This window comes from Amycolatopsis coloradensis (assembly GCF_001953865.1).
Classification (GTDB): Bacteria; Actinomycetota; Actinomycetes; order Mycobacteriales; family Pseudonocardiaceae; genus Amycolatopsis; species Amycolatopsis coloradensis.
The window spans coordinates 55,685-69,117 of the sequence record NZ_MQUQ01000028.1; the positions used below are offsets into that span (position 1 = coordinate 55,685).

General features: G+C 68.5%; 15 protein-coding genes. 6 read left to right on the forward strand and 9 right to left on the reverse strand.

What is annotated here, in order from left to right; all coding sequences use genetic code 11:
* Positions 1 to 68: 68 nt before the first annotated feature.
* The 4 genes from BS329_RS37390 to BS329_RS37405 form a co-directional block, all read right to left on the reverse strand.
* Complete coding sequence (locus BS329_RS37390) at positions 69 to 557, reverse strand: hypothetical protein (protein ID WP_076167772.1); 489 nt, start codon at positions 555 to 557, stop codon at positions 69 to 71.
* An 81-nt stretch (positions 558 to 638) separates the two neighbouring features.
* Positions 639 to 902: an amphi-Trp domain-containing protein gene (locus BS329_RS37395; protein WP_076167887.1), complete on the reverse strand. Its 264-nt coding sequence runs from the start codon at positions 900 to 902 to the stop codon at positions 639 to 641.
* Positions 903 to 982: 80 nt separating this feature from the next.
* Positions 983 to 1,579, reverse strand: coding sequence for a formylglycine-generating enzyme family protein (locus BS329_RS37400; RefSeq protein WP_076167773.1), 597 nt, complete (start codon positions 1,577 to 1,579; stop codon positions 983 to 985).
* A gap of 233 nt (positions 1,580 to 1,812) precedes the next feature.
* Entirely contained in the window at positions 1,813 to 2,943 is a 1,131-nt protein-coding gene (locus BS329_RS37405) for a Cmx/CmrA family chloramphenicol efflux MFS transporter (protein WP_076167775.1), read from the reverse strand.
* 383 nt (positions 2,944 to 3,326) lie between these two features.
* On the opposite strand from BS329_RS37405, the gene BS329_RS37410 reads away from it, so the two are divergent.
* Positions 3,327 to 4,406: an NAD(P)H-dependent amine dehydrogenase family protein gene (locus BS329_RS37410; protein ID WP_076167776.1), complete on the forward strand. Its 1,080-nt coding sequence runs from the start codon at positions 3,327 to 3,329 to the stop codon at positions 4,404 to 4,406.
* Positions 4,403 to 4,882: a carboxymuconolactone decarboxylase family protein gene (locus tag BS329_RS37415; RefSeq protein ID WP_076167778.1), complete on the forward strand. Its 480-nt coding sequence runs from the start codon at positions 4,403 to 4,405 to the stop codon at positions 4,880 to 4,882. The genes BS329_RS37410 and BS329_RS37415 overlap by 4 nt, the downstream gene beginning before the upstream one ends.
* A 42-nt stretch (positions 4,883 to 4,924) precedes the next feature.
* Here the strand turns inward: BS329_RS37415 and BS329_RS37420 are convergent, their stop codons facing one another.
* Positions 4,925 to 6,490: a GMC oxidoreductase gene (locus BS329_RS37420; RefSeq protein ID WP_076167780.1), complete on the reverse strand. Its 1,566-nt coding sequence runs from the start codon at positions 6,488 to 6,490 to the stop codon at positions 4,925 to 4,927.
* 220 nt (positions 6,491 to 6,710) lie between these two features.
* Here BS329_RS37420 and BS329_RS37425 point away from each other — a divergent pair, with 220 nt between their 5' ends.
* The 3 genes from BS329_RS37425 (at position 6,711) to BS329_RS37435 (ending at position 9,524) form a co-directional block, all read left to right on the forward strand.
* Positions 6,711 to 7,076 (forward strand): RNA-binding S4 domain-containing protein, encoded by a 366-nt coding sequence (locus BS329_RS37425; RefSeq protein WP_076167782.1) that lies wholly within the window; start codon positions 6,711 to 6,713, stop codon positions 7,074 to 7,076.
* A 355-nt stretch (positions 7,077 to 7,431) separates the two neighbouring features.
* Complete coding sequence (locus BS329_RS37430; RefSeq protein ID WP_244197448.1) at positions 7,432 to 8,079, forward strand: glycosyl hydrolase family 28-related protein; 648 nt, start codon at positions 7,432 to 7,434, stop codon at positions 8,077 to 8,079.
* The gene (locus BS329_RS37435; protein ID WP_084750720.1) at positions 8,076 to 9,524 is read left to right on the forward strand and encodes a cellulose binding domain-containing protein; all 1,449 of its coding nucleotides are present in this window, start codon (positions 8,076 to 8,078) and stop codon (positions 9,522 to 9,524) included. The genes BS329_RS37430 and BS329_RS37435 overlap by 4 nt, the downstream gene beginning before the upstream one ends.
* Before the next feature lie 43 nt (positions 9,525 to 9,567).
* Here the strand turns inward: BS329_RS37435 and BS329_RS37440 are convergent, their stop codons facing one another.
* Positions 9,568 to 10,308: a class I SAM-dependent methyltransferase gene (locus tag BS329_RS37440; protein WP_076167785.1), complete on the reverse strand. Its 741-nt coding sequence runs from the start codon at positions 10,306 to 10,308 to the stop codon at positions 9,568 to 9,570.
* Positions 10,309 to 10,421: 113 nt separating this feature from the next.
* Between BS329_RS37440 and BS329_RS37445 the strand changes: the two genes are divergently transcribed.
* Positions 10,422 to 11,015 carry a TetR/AcrR family transcriptional regulator gene (locus BS329_RS37445; RefSeq protein ID WP_076167787.1) on the forward strand — a complete coding sequence of 198 codons (594 nt, stop codon included), beginning with the start codon at positions 10,422 to 10,424 and terminating at the stop codon, positions 11,013 to 11,015.
* Here BS329_RS37445 and BS329_RS37450 read toward each other — a convergent pair.
* The 3 genes from BS329_RS37450 to BS329_RS37460 all read right to left on the reverse strand — a co-directional run bounded on the left by BS329_RS37450 (position 10,996) and on the right by BS329_RS37460 (position 13,403).
* Entirely contained in the window at positions 10,996 to 11,829 is an 834-nt protein-coding gene (locus tag BS329_RS37450; protein WP_076167788.1) for a bifunctional 5,10-methylenetetrahydrofolate dehydrogenase/5,10-methenyltetrahydrofolate cyclohydrolase, read from the reverse strand. The genes BS329_RS37445 and BS329_RS37450 overlap by 20 nt on opposite strands.
* Complete coding sequence (locus BS329_RS37455; protein ID WP_076167790.1) at positions 11,826 to 12,449, reverse strand: cyclodeaminase/cyclohydrolase family protein; 624 nt, start codon at positions 12,447 to 12,449, stop codon at positions 11,826 to 11,828. Before BS329_RS37455 ends, BS329_RS37450 begins: the two co-directional genes overlap by 4 nt.
* A gap of 123 nt (positions 12,450 to 12,572) precedes the next feature.
* Positions 12,573 to 13,403 carry a peptidoglycan-binding domain-containing protein gene (locus BS329_RS37460; RefSeq protein ID WP_076167889.1) on the reverse strand — a complete coding sequence of 277 codons (831 nt, stop codon included), beginning with the start codon at positions 13,401 to 13,403 and terminating at the stop codon, positions 12,573 to 12,575.
* Positions 13,404 to 13,433 lie beyond the last annotated feature (30 nt).

Here is a 13,433-nt window from a genome sequence, read left to right on the forward strand (position 1 = left end):
CGTCGTTTTCCGCGGGAGCGGTCGTTTCACTGAACCGGACTAACGGCTCGGGTTGCCGTGCCTCGCGCTCACGAGGCTCGTGGCTCCGTGTCGTCCACTCCGATCTCACGCAGATCGGCAGCCGTGAACACCGCGTCCGCCCGGTCGCCGAGCAGGATGCCGAGCAACAGCTCCATCGTGTCGACGTACGACTCCCACAACCGCTCTCGCAGGTCGATGCTTCGTTCCATCGACTTGAACACCGGTTCTCCCTGTCCGGACCGCTCCAGCACCTTGATGAGCAATCCGCCTTCGAGGAAACCCGATGCCTTGACCGCCAGATGGTTCCGGGCCGTACTGCGGAACAGCATGAAAAGGACCGAGCCGTCGGTCCTGTCGGAGACGCCCGCATCGGTCAGCTCGAGGCCGTAGAGTGATTCCAGCCCCTTGAGCAGCTGCTCCCGGTGAGCGAACAGGGCGTTGTATTCGGCTTCGTCGTCGATGAACGGATGCGAGTAGTCCGGCTGAGCTTCGAGGTAGGCGACGGCGAACGCGCGGCGGTCGTAGGTCTTGGTCACCGGGGGAACAGTAGAGAAGGCGATAGCGGGCTCGCCACGGAAATACGAGCCCGCCCTGGCAGGTCCTGTGTGGACGGAAGATCAGACGACGGTGCCTTCGGAGTCGTCGTCGGAGTCGGCTTCCTCGATCTTCCACTTCAGCTGGAACTCGACCTCTTCCTCGCCGTCGCCCCGCTCGTGCTCGATCGAGAACTGCGCGCGGGCGGGGACGCGGAACCGTTCCCCGGCAATCTGGATGCGGAACGAGGTCTCGGACTCGAGAGCGTCGGCGAGACGGCGCAGTTTCGCGACGACGTCGGCGGTGGAATAGACGCGTTCGACGTCTCGGGGAGCGGTTCCGGTCACGGTGTCCTCCAGGGTCCGACACCCGGTCGGGTGTCCGTGGCGCCATTCAATCGTGTGATCGTCGTGGGCCGCGGGCGGGGTCACAGTGACCGGGCGAGGCGGAAGCCGACGTCGTCGACGCGGAAGGTCGGGTGGCTGCGGCGCCGCACCGAGGCCCGGCAGCTCCAGTGTTCGTCGAACCATCCGCCGCCCCGCAGGACCCGGTACTCGCCGTAGACCTCGGCGTCGTAGACGTCCCAGCACCACTCCCAGACATTGCCCAGCATGTCGTGCAGGCCCCACGCGTTGGGCGCCTTCCCGCCGACGTCGTGCACCGATTCCGCCGAGTTCTCCCGGTACCAGGCGATGTCCTCGAGCGGCCCGTAGCGAGGGCCGGTCGTTCCGGCGCGGCAGGCGTGCTCCCATTCCGCCTCGGACGGCAGGCGGTAGCCGTTCGCGGACCGGTCCCACGCCAAGGAATCCAGCCGGTACGCCGGGGCCAGCCCCTCGCGTTCGGACAGCGTGTTGCAGAACCGAAGGGCATCGAGCCACGAGACCTCGATGAGGGGAAGCCTGCCGGTCTCGCCGATGACCGGGACAGGCGCGAGCAAGAAGGACGCGACGTCCACGGTCCAGCTTTGTCGCGTCCGCCGGTCCGAAAGCGTTACCTCGCCCGCCGGGACAGTGATCATCTCCATGGTCCGGCCGATGTTACCCAGGTCGGCGGCGCGGATGCGCCATGATGGGCCGGTACCTCTGCTCATCGAGCCCGGTACCTTCCGGGCCGTCAAGCAGCCGTGCCTGATCGTGGACGACAGGCTGGTGTTGCGACCCTGGTCCGTTGACGCGGTGGGCGTTCGAAACCGTCCGGTTGAACCGGCTGTCCCTCCTGCATTCCATCGCGAACGCCGCTTCCTGCTTCACGCGCGGTTCAGGAGCGACTCGGCACCCGCGTGAGCGCCACGACGGCGATCGCCGCGCTGGTCCAGATGGCGTACCGGTAGTCGCCGGTCGACTCCGTGACCAGACCGGCGAGTACCGGGCCGAGGAACGCGCCCACGTTGAGCGCGACGGTCGCGAACGAACCACTCAGCGTCGGCGCGCCGGGTGCCACGTGCATGATCCTGGCCACGAGCGCCGAGCCGCACCCGAACGACAGTCCACCTTGGATGGTGGTCACGACGAACAAGGCGACCGGGTGCGCGCTGGCCGCCGCCAGCACCACCCAGCCGACGGGCAATGAGCACAACGCCACGATCAGGCCGCGCCGGAGCCCACCGTCGCCCGCGCGGCCCGCCACGGTGACCCCGATGAACGCGCCGGCCCCGAACGCCGCCAGCAATCCGGAAACCGCCGCGGTGGGAAGACCGGCGACGTCCGTCGCGATGACCGCGAGGAACGCGAACGTCGCGAAGGTCGCGCCGTTGACCAAGGCCGCCAGGATCATCGCGTGCCGTACCGGACGTGTTTTCAGTTCGCCCGCTTCGCGTTTGACCGAGATTTCGTGCGGATGCGGGGTGTCGGCGGGCGCCGAACGGAACACGAGAACCAGTGCGGGCAGGCACAACGCGGCGACCGCCCAGAACGCCGAGCGCCAGCCCGCGAGATCACCCAGTACGGCTCCTGCGGGCACACCGGCGACACACGAAAGCGTGATGCCCGCCAGCAGGATCGCGGTCGCGCGTGCCCGCTTTCCCCGTGGTGCCAAGGCGGCCGCGACGGGCATGGCGACGGCGAGGAATCCGGCGTTGACGACGGCCGCGACGATCCGGGTGCCGAACAGCACCGGAAAACTCGTCGTCAGCGCGCCGACCACGTGCACCACGACGAAGGCGGCCAGGAACCCGGCCAGCGCCCGGCGGCGAGGCCAGCGTGCGCTGAGCACGGCCATGGCAGGAGCGCCGACGATCATCCCGACGGCGTACGCCGACGTCAGCGTGGCGGCGGCGCCCACCGGGACCGACAGGTCACCGGCGATCCCGGGCACGAGCCCGGAGGCCATGAATTCGGAGGTGCCTTGCGCGAAGACGGCAAGGCCGAGGACATAGACGAACAGGGGCAACGGACGACTCCCAAGCAGAAGGTGAGCAGGAGAAGCCGTACGCGGGGCAGGAGGAAACCCGGCCGGGCGCACGGAACAGCGCTCCGGTCACCGGGAAGCGAGAGAGAGCCGGCCCTTACCGGCCGGACACGACGACTCGCCGCCGGATGACCGGCGGCGAAGTTCTGTCCGACTCGGGGCTCGTCACGAGAGCGCACACTACACAACGGTCGGCGAACGGCCGAACCGGTATTGCCGTTCAGCGAAGGGAACGGTGTCCGTTCCGCGTACCGGAACGCTTTCGTTGCCCACTGGAATGAAGCCGAGTAAGGCGTTCTGACCTGCGGCTTTCGTGATTGTTTCGGTACTGGGAACCGGTCCGGTATTCGGTTAACCTCGACTTCATGATTCCCACCGTTGTCTGGGGTACAGGCAACATCGGCCGCGCCTCCATCCGGGCCGTCGACGCGCATCCGGCGCTGGAACTCACCGGTGTGCTCGTGCACGATCCCGCGAAAGTGGGCCGCGACGCGGCCGTGCTCGCCGGTGGCGACGGTGAACTGGGTGTGGCGGCGACCGATGACATCGAAGCGGTTTTGGCGGCGGGTCCGCGGGCGGTGGTGTACGCGGCGTCCGGTGACATCCGTCCCGCCGAAGCGCTGGCCGACATCGTCCGCGCGATCCGGGCCGGGGCGGTGGTGGTGACACCCGCGCTCTACGCGCTGTACGACCAGCGCAACGCGCCCGAAGAACTGCGGGAACCCGTGCTCGCCGCGATCGCCGATGGCGGTGGTTCCCTGTTCGTTTCCGGCGTCGATCCCGGCTGGGGCAACGACGTCCTGCCGTTGCTGATCAGCGGGCTCGGCACCACCGTGGACGCGGTCCGCTGCCAGGAGATCTTCGACTACTCCACTTACGACCAGCCGGATTCCGTCCGCTACCTGGTCGGAATGGGGCAGCCGATGGACTGTCAGCCGCCGATGCTGGCCCCGTCGGTCCCGACGATGGTGTGGGGCGGGCAGGTGCGGCTGATCGCCCGCGGTCTCGGCGTCGACCTCGACGAGATCCGCGAGACGCTCGACCGCCGTCCGCTCGAGGAAACCGTGACCACGCGGGCGATGGGCGAGTTCGAGGCGGGCACGCAGGGCGCCGTCCGCTTCGAAGTGCAGGGGATCGTGGACGGCGAGCCGCGCATCGTCATCGAGCACGTCACTCGCATCCACGCCTCGTGCGCCCCGGACTGGCCGAAACCGCCCAGCGGCGACGGCGCGCACCGGGTGATCATCGAAGGCCGCCCCAGGATCGAGGTCTCGATCGAGGCCATCGACGAGGGTGAGAACCGGTCCGCCGGCGGCAACGCGACCGCGGTCGGCAGGCTGGTCGGCGCCATCGACTGGCTCGTGGACGCCGAACCCGGTCTCTACGACGCACTCGACGTCCCGTTGCGACCGGCCACCGGCAAGCTCGGAAGGAGCGCGCGATGAACATCGACATCCCCGAGGGCAAGGACCCGATCGGCTACGTATGGGGTGAGATGGTGCCCGGCATCGGCGTCGCGGCGTCGAAACTTTCGCTCGCGGTCTACTCGCACACGACGCTCGGGCTCCGTGAGTTCGAGGCGGCCCGGTTGCGGATCGCGCAGATCAACGGCTGCGTCTTCTGCCTGGACTGGCGGACCGATCGCGACGGCGAGAAGGTCGAGGAGGGGTTCGCCGACGCCGTCACCGAGTGGCGCACCACCGACGTGTTCGACGAGCGTACTCGGCTGGCCGCCGAGTACGCCGAACGCTACGCGCTCGACCACCACGGGATCGACGACGAATTCTGGAAGCGGATGGGCGAGCACTACAGCCAGAAGGAAATCGTGGAACTGAGCATGAGCATCGGTTCCTGGCTCGCTTTCGGGCGGCTGAACCACGTTCTGGGAATCGACACGGTCTGCGTGCTGCCGAAGATATGAGAAAGGGCCGGGGCAGCCACCCCGGCCCTCGAAAGATCGTCGTCACAAATCGGTGGCGACGATCTTTTCGATGTTCCTTTCCGCCAGCGCGGTAATGGTGACGAACGGGTTGACCGAAGTATTACCCGGAATCAGCGAGCCGTCGATCACGTAAAGCCCCGGGTGGCCGTGGAGCCTGCCGTAGTTGTCGGTCGCCTTGCCCAGCACCGCGCCACCGAGCGGGTGGTAGGTGAGATGGTCGCCCCAGATCTTGTACACGCCGAAGAGGTCGGTCCGGTAGATCGTCCCCTCCTTGGCGTTGATCTTGTCGAAGATCGTCTTCGCCATGTCGATCGACGGCTGTTTCCAGGCGGTCTGCCAGTTGAGGTCGACCTTGTTCGCGGCCGCGTTCCAGGAGAACGCCGCCCGGTTGGGGTTCTTGGTGATGGACAGGTAGAACGAGGCGTAGGTTTCGATACCGGTCGGCAGCGGCGCGACCTCGGCGAACGCGCCGCCCGCCGCCCAGTTGTCGATGCCGGCGGTGGGAATGGACGATTGCAGTGCGCCGGTGGCGTCCCACATGTGGTTGGCCCGGCCGCACATGACGTTTCCGTTGTCGCCCCAGCCCCTTCCGACCTCGTTACTGAGGTTCGGCAGCGCTCCGGTGGCCTTGAGCTTGACCAGCAGCTTGCTCGTGCCGACACTGCCCGCGGCGAAGAAGACCTTGTCCGCGGTCACGGATTTGATCGCGGTGACCGCGCCGCTGGTGTCGAGCTGTTCCAGGACCACGGTGTAGCCGCCGCCGGAGGCGGGGGTGACCGTGGTGACGCGGTGCAGGGGCGAGATGGTCACGCGTCCCGTCGCCTTGATCCGCGGAAGATAGGTCTGCTGCAACGACTTCTTGCCCGCGTTGTTCCCGTAGAGTATCTCGCCCGCCAGCGCGGACCTCGGAACCGTGCCCGCCTGCTCCTTCTTCATGTAGTCCCAGTCGTACACGTCCGGGACGAACAGGAAGGGGAAACCCGATCGCTGCGCGTGTTTCCGGCCGACCCGCGCGTACTGGTAGCAGTCGGCCGTCTCGAACCAGTCCGGGTCGATGGTGGCGACGCCGAGGCCCGCGTTGGCGCGCGGGTAGTAGACGCCGTACATCTCGTCGGCGTCGACCGTCGGCAGCACCGAGCCGAAGTTCTCACGCTTCGGGGTGACGGCCATCCCGCCGTTGACCAGCGAGCCACCGCCGACGCCGCGGCCCTGGTAGACGGTGATGCCGCTGAACTCCTCGGCGTCGAGGATCCCGGTGTGACGCGGGACCTCCTTGTCCAGTGGGAAGCCGAGGAAGTTGCTCAGCGGCTGTTTGGTCCTCGTCCGCAGCCAGAAGGACCGGTAGTCGGGGGTGGTGGTGTTGGCGAAGATCTTGCCGTCCGTGCCCGGGGTGTCCCAGGCCATGCCGAGTTCGACGAGGTGGACGTCGACACCCGCTTCAGCGAGCCGGAGCGCGGCGACGCAGCCGCCGTAACCGGAACCGACGACGAGCGCCGGGACTCGTGCGGCGTCGGCGATCGAGGTGCTCCCGGACGGCTTGTTCCCTGAAGAGGCGAATGCGGTCCCGCCCAGCGCCGCGGCGCCCAAGATAGAACCAGTTCCTGCGATGAAAACGCGGCGGGATAATCGTCTTGATGTACTGTTCTGCATGGTTTCTTCGCTCATGTGGTCGTCCTCACCGTTGAGTGATTTAGAACAAGTTATACCTATCGCCCGGACGGGTGGCAATAATGGCGTGGATTCTTTTCCGCGAGCTCGGGCCAGGTGGGTGGGCATCGCGAGCGTGGATGGGCCACTATGTACGGCTGTGGAGTCCACTCGAGTTGATCGCTGGCTGTGGGCCGTCCGGCTGACCAAAACGCGGCCGGACGCCGCCGCGGCGTGCCGTGGCGGCCATGTCCGCGTGAACGGCAAACCCGCCAAACCCGCGACCACGGTCGTGGCGGGCGACGAGGTGCGGGCCAGGGTCAACGACACCACGCGGATCTTGGAAGTGACGCGGGTGATCCAGAAACGCGTCGGCGCCGTCGATGCCGCGACCTGCTTCATCGACAGGACGCCCGCGCCGCCGCCCGAGTCCGCCGTGCCGGTCGCGCGACGGGAACGCGGCGCGGGACGCCCGACCAAGCGGGAGCGGCGGGTGCTCGACCGCTTCCGCACCGGGGACGGCTGAGTCGGTTCGGCCTTAGCTGCGGCTGAGGCAGGGAAGAGTGCACCCAATGTCGCATCGGAGGCGCTCAAGGCCCCCAATGCCGCATTGGGTGCACTGTCGTGCGCCGCGGTAAGGCGCCCTTCACGTCCCACCCTTTGCGACTGGTGGGAGAGGGTGTTCCGGGTCCGTGAAGGACTTGGCCGCGCCGGGCGATAGCAGTTCACATACATGGACATGGTTCACATCCGTTGACGGGTGACAGGGGCGTGAACTATAAAGACGGGGTCCGGGTGTACACGCCGCAACACCTTCCGTCAGTCCGTCACGGAGGTTTCGGGTGTCCCGAAAAAGTCCTCTTCGCCGTGCCGTCCTATCGGTGGTCGCCGCCGTGGTCGCCACCGCCGCACTCTTTCAGGTACCGTCCGAGCCGGCGGGCGCGGCACCGGGTCCCGGTGCGCTGACCGGCCTCGACGTCGGCGCGGCCAATCGCCGCGCGCCGGTCGCGGGGCTCTACGACTGGTCCAAGGCCGGGTACCGGGGTGGCTCCGCGCTGCCTGGTTCCGGTGAAGTGAATCCGAACGCCACCTGCCAGGTCACCGCGGCGGAACTGGCGAGCCAGTACGACGTCAAGCCCGACGACGGTGCCGATGACACGAACGGGATCCAGGCGGCGATCGACGGGATCAAGAGCGCCTGCTCGCCCTCCGGGAGTTACCCGAAGCTGAGCACGATCACCTTCCCCGCCGGGCGGTTCGACGTCACCCACGAGATCCACGTCGACGCCGACTACCTGATCCTGCGCGGCGCGGGTAAGGACGCGACGAAGTTCGTCTACAAGCCCGACGCGAACACGCTGTACGACACCCTCACCCAGGACGGCTCCGACTGGGACGAGGACGGGATGACCTCGGGGGCGGGCAAGGGCGGCTGGCTGTGGCCGGGACGCGGGCTGTTCAACACCGCCGGTCAGGGACTCCCTGTCGCATGCTCGATCGCCGGAACGCAATGCGGAGGCACGGAATGACGAGGAAACGACTGCTCGCCGCGATCGCGGCCACGGCGTCGGCGGCGGGCCTGTTCGGCGCCGTCGTCACCGCGGAGGCGGCCGCGCCCAGCCTGTCCGCCACGTTCGTCCGGGGTTCGGTCTGGGACAGCGGGTACGGCGGCAAGTACACGCTGGCCAACTCCGGGGACGCGAACAGCACACAGTGGACGATCGAGTTCGACCTGCCTCCCGGAACCACGATCACGACGTCGTGGAGTTCGGTGCTCACCAGGACCGGGCAGCACTACAAGGTCACCAACGCCGGTTTCAACGGCACGATCAAACCCGGCGGGTCGGCGACTTTCGGCTTCAACACCACCGGACTGGGCGTGCCGACGGGATGCACGGTCAACGGCAACCCGTGCGGGGGAACGGCGCCGCCCACCACGACGTCTCCGCCGACCAGCACGACCACGAGCCGGCCACCGACGACCACAAGCGTCCCCTCGGGAGACGTGGTCGACGTGGCCACCGCGGCGCAACTACAGGCGGCGTTGGCCGCGGCGAGCCCAGGCCAGACCATCCGCCTGGCCGCCGGGACCTACCGGGGTTCTTTCGTGGCCACGAAACCCGGGACGGCCGGCGCGCCGATCACGATGACCGGGCCGTCGACGGCGGTCCTGATCAACGACGGCCCGTCGGGTGAGGCGCCTTCTTGCCCGGCGCCCACGGCGGGCTGGGATTCCGGGTACGGACTCTGGCTCTACGGTGCGCCTTATTGGCACCTCAGGGGTTTCACCGTGCAGGAGTCGAAGAAGGGGATCGTGGCCGACAACTCGCACCACACCGTGATCGACGGCGTGCGGGTGCACCGGATCGACGAGGAGGCCGTGCACTTCCGGCGTTCGTCGGCCGACAGCGTCATCCGCGACTCGACGATCAGCCACACCGGACTCGTGCAGGCGGGTTACGGTGAGGGCGTCTACCTCGGTTCGGCGAACTCGAACTGGGCTTGTCACGGGAACTCCGGCGGGGTCGACCGCAGTGACCGGATCCAGGTGATCGGCAACCACATCGGACCGTACGTCGCCGCGGAAGGCGTCGACGTCAAGGAAGGCACCGAGGGCGGCGTCATCCGGGGCAACACCTTCGACGGCCAAGGGCTTTCCGGGGAGAACTCGGCCGATTCCTGGGTCGACGTCAAGGGATTCGGGTATGTCATCGAGGACAACACCGGCACCTTCGCCTCGCCAGGGACGTTCGTGAACGGCTACGAGACGCACAATCCCGGCACCACCCCGGCGTTCCCGAACGGCTGCGGCAACGTCTGGCGGGGCAACAAGTCCGATCTCGGTGGCGTCGGTCAGTACGCCATCAAGATCACGTCGACGTCGAAGTGCTCGGAACGACCCAACGTCGTCTACGCGTCCAACACCGTGTCGAGGGCGGTGAACGGGCTGACCAACATCCCCGTCACTCCCTGACGGACGCCGGTGGCGAGAGCGGCGCGGCTCCCGCCACCGGCCGTCAGTCCCGGACCGCGGTGATCGCGACGGTGGCGTAACGGCTGGTGAACCGGCCGCCCATCCCGTCGATCGCCGCGCCGACCTCGGCGAGGATTTTCTTCCGCGGAGCGAGTTCGACCCAGGTGAGCGAGCCGAACGTCGGAAGCTGGTCCAGCCATTCGTCGCGGGTGTAAACCCGTTCCCAGTCGTGGCGGCTTCGCTCGGGCGCGCCGAATCCGCCTGCCTCGCGCAGACCGTCGGCGGCCGCCGTGAGGATCGGGCCGTACGGGTCCGTGGGTTGTTTCGGCACACTTTGGAGGTCGATCGGGGCGTCCGGCACGAGCCGCCGGTACGCGTCCGTCAAGGCGTCCGTGACCTCCTTCGGCGGTTCGGGCACATGCCAGAACGCGGCGAAAAGTCCGCCGGACCGCAGTACTTCGGCGGCTTTGGCGGCGCCCGCGACCGGGTCGACCCAGTGCCATGCCTGGCCGGAGACGAGCAGATCGAACCGGCGGCCGGCCGGAGCCCAGGTTTCGAACGTCGCGACCTCGACGTCGATCCCGCTCCGGCGGGCGAACTCGGCCATCCGCGGGTCCGGTTCGACGCCGAGGACCTGACAGCCCACCGCCTGGAACTGGCGCGCTTCGATCCCGGTACCGATACCGACGTCGAGGACTTCGCGGCCCGGTGCGGCGGTGATGAGGTGGTCGATGAGTTCCGGGGGATAGGCGGGCCGGGTGCGGTCGTAGCGTTCGACGTCCACACCGAAGGATTCCGCGGCCTGCCGATACCGGTGAGGCTCCCGCCCCGAAGGTAGAGTGGGCATGCGCCCACCTTAAGTGGGCACTTGCCCACTCGTCAACGCAAGGGAGCCGTATGCCGACCGGGGTAGCTCTTCGCGCCGTGCGCGCGCAGTTGTTCGACGCCGCTGAACGGGTCCTGCTGCGGGACGGGCCGAGCGGGCTCACCAGCCGTGCCGTGACCACGGAGGCAGACTGCGCGAAAGGCGTGCTGCACCGGCATTTCGACGATTTCGACGCGTTCCTCGCCGAGTTCGTGCTGGACCGCATCGAGAAGCTGGACGAAGAGAGCCTTCGCAAGGCCGTCGGTACCGGAACGGTCGTGGATAACCTGGCGGAGGCGCTCACGGCGGTGTTCGAGTCGGTCGCGGTCGCGATCGTCCCGCTCGTGATCTTCCGCGACGAACTGCGCGCCCGGTTGCGCCGCGAGTGGCCTGCCGGGGTCCCGGTGCTAACGCAGGCCGCCGTGATGATCGCCGGCTACCTCACAGCGGAACGCGAAAAGGGCAGGATCGCCGAAGACGCCGACGTCGACACGCTCGCGGCGACGCTCATCGGCGCGACGCATCTGCTGTTTGCCGATCGCACCGGCGCCGCCCCGGAGGCGGAGCAGGTGCGGAAGACGGTGGCCGCCGTCGTCGGCGCCGGGATCAGGCCTGCGCGGCGGTGACGGTGTGCCGCAGCAGCAGCGACGTCGTGACCGGGCCGACGCCACCGGGGACCGGCGTGATCGAGCCCGCGATCTCCTCGACCGCGGCCTGGTCGACGTCGCCGACGAGCCCGCCTTCGGCCGTCGGGTTGGTGCCGACGTCGATCACCACGGCGCCGGGTTTGACGTGGTCCGCGCCGACGAAGTGCGCGCGGCCGACCGCCACGACCAGGACGTCCGCGGTCTTGGTGACCGCGGCGAGGTCCTTGGTGCGGGAGTGGCAGACGGTCACTGTCGCGTTCTCGCCGAGCAGCAGCAGCGCGGCGGGCTTCCCGACCACGGTCGAGCGGCCCACGACGGCGACCTGGGCGCCGGACAGGGCGACCTGCTCGCGCTTCAGGATCTCCAGCACCGCGGCGGCGGTGGCGGGCGCGTAGGTCGGGAGGCCCGCGGTGAGGCGGCCGAGGCTGACCGGGTTCGCGCCATCGACGTCCTTGTGCGGGTCGATGTGCGCGCCGACATCGTCCAGCGTCACGCCTTCGGGCAGCGGGGTCTGGCAGATGATGCCGTGGACCGACTGGTCCGCGGACAGCTTGTCGAGTTCGCGGGTGACGTCCTCGCCGGTCGGCTTCTCCAGCTGGACCACCCGGCAGTCGACGCCGACCTTCTTCGCGGCACGCTCGATCGAGCGTACGTACCAGGCGATGGCGTCGTCGTCGGTCGGCACGAGCACGGCCAGTGTCGGGGCGGTGCCCGATTCACGCAGCTTGGCGGCGGTCTCGGTGACTTCGGCGGTGATGGCGGCGGCGATCGCGCGCCCGTCGATCAGCGTCATCGGGCGATCCTCTCGCGAACCTCGGCGACGAGCGCGTCGGCGCGCCCGGCGGCGGGGGTGTGCTCGGCGAGGCGGGCCTCGGTGTCCTTGCGCAGCTGCTCGTCGGACATCGACGCGAGGTTGACCTCGACATTGACCACGGCCGATTCGAGCGCGGACTTGGCGGAGGAGGCGGCGACCGCGATGTCGGAGATGACGTTGGTGTTGGCGCCTTCGAGGATCGAGGCGGCCACGTCGATGACTTCGGCGGCGAGGGCGGCCGTACGCAGCGGGACGTCGGCGGCACCGACCAGCGCGGCCTGGATCGCGGCGCTGCGGGCCTGTTTCTCCTCGTCGGTGGCCTTCGGGAGCTTGTACGCGGAGACCACCGCGTCGAACGCGGCGGCGTCGTCGGCGGCGAGACCGAGCGCGCGACCGCGGAGGTCTTCGGCCTTGGCCAGTGCTTCGGTCATCGTCGCTTCGTGTTCGGCGTATTTTGGCTTGCCGATGGTCAGGTTGCACACCATGGAGACCAGTGCGGCACCCACGGCGGCGTTCATCGCGGCCGCCGCGCCACCACCGGGCGTCGAGGCCTTCGAAGCCAGCTCGTCGAGCCACTGACCGACCGGTTGAGCCTCCACGCGATGTTCCCTTCCCGCTGGTTTTGCCGTCGCGCCGAAGCCTACCCGGGGCTTCCCGGACAGCCCGAAGGCCACCTTCCGCCGATGATCGATTTCGGCGGAAGGTGGCCTCCGGGAAGCGGGTCACGCGCGCTGGTACTCCTCCCAGGTGAGCTTCGGCGAGACGGCGGGGCCGTCGTCGGAACCCCGGCCGGCGAGGCCGTTGTAGCCGAGGTAGTAGTCACCGGCCTGGTGCTGCGCGCCGGACGACAGGTCCGGATCGGACAGTGCGATCGCGTGGATGTGGTAGGCGAAACCCTGGGCCGGAGTCCGGATCCAAGCCGCGAAGCCCACCTGACGCAGCTTCCTCGCGACGTCGGTCCGCGTGGCCGAGGACATCCCCTCGACGCCGATGTCGAGTGCGCCGCCACCGTCGTGCGTCCCGGCCGAAGCGCCGACGCCGCCGGGGTTGTACGAGCCCTGCGTGATGGTGAGCTGCCTGCCGAGCAGCCCTTCCGCCTTCACCAGCATCGCCTTGGTGCGGGTGTTCATCGTCTTGCCGTGGTAGGTCAGGCGGCTACCCGCCGAGACCGTCGCGGTGACGGTGTACCGGCCGTCGCCCAGCTTCTCGAGTGACGTCTTGCCCGGCAGGCCGGAGGCGTCGAGCCCGGTGTACCCCAACGACTTCTGATAGCTGGAGTACGCCGTGATCGTCGACGTGCCGAAGTGGCCGTCGACGTATTGCTGGTCGAGCAGTCCCTTGGCGGCCAGCGCCTGCTCGACCAGCTGCACGCTGTCCTTCGCGCCCGGCGTCAAGGCGCTGTCAGCCCGGCGCGGGTCGATCTGCGCGGCCTTGAGCACCGCTTCCATGCTGGCCGCGGGCAACGCGGCCGCGGTCACCTCGGCGCTGGCCGGTGCGGCCACGCCGAAAGAGAGCGCGGTCGCTGTCGCGAGCACGGCTACCTTGGTCAACAATTCCTGCCTCCTGAACGAACTCGCCCGTTT

What these genes read in the sequence shown, in the direction of transcription:
- BS329_RS37445 (WP_076167787.1), top strand. Translation starts at nt 10,422, where the DNA reads ATGCCGACCGGGGTAGCTCTTCGCGCCGTGCGCGCGCAGTTGTTCGAC.
- BS329_RS37415 (WP_076167778.1), top strand. Translation starts at nt 4,403, where the DNA reads ATGAACATCGACATCCCCGAGGGCAAGGACCCGATCGGCTACGTATGG.
- BS329_RS37435 (WP_084750720.1), top strand. Translation starts at nt 8,076, where the DNA reads ATGACGAGGAAACGACTGCTCGCCGCGATCGCGGCCACGGCGTCGGCG.
- BS329_RS37450 (WP_076167788.1), bottom strand. Translation starts at nt 11,829, where the DNA reads ATGACGCTGATCGACGGGCGCGCGATCGCCGCCGCCATCACCGCCGAA.
- BS329_RS37400 (WP_076167773.1), bottom strand. Translation starts at nt 1,579, where the DNA reads ATGGAGATGATCACTGTCCCGGCGGGCGAGGTAACGCTTTCGGACCGG.
- BS329_RS37410 (WP_076167776.1), top strand. Translation starts at nt 3,327, where the DNA reads ATGATTCCCACCGTTGTCTGGGGTACAGGCAACATCGGCCGCGCCTCC.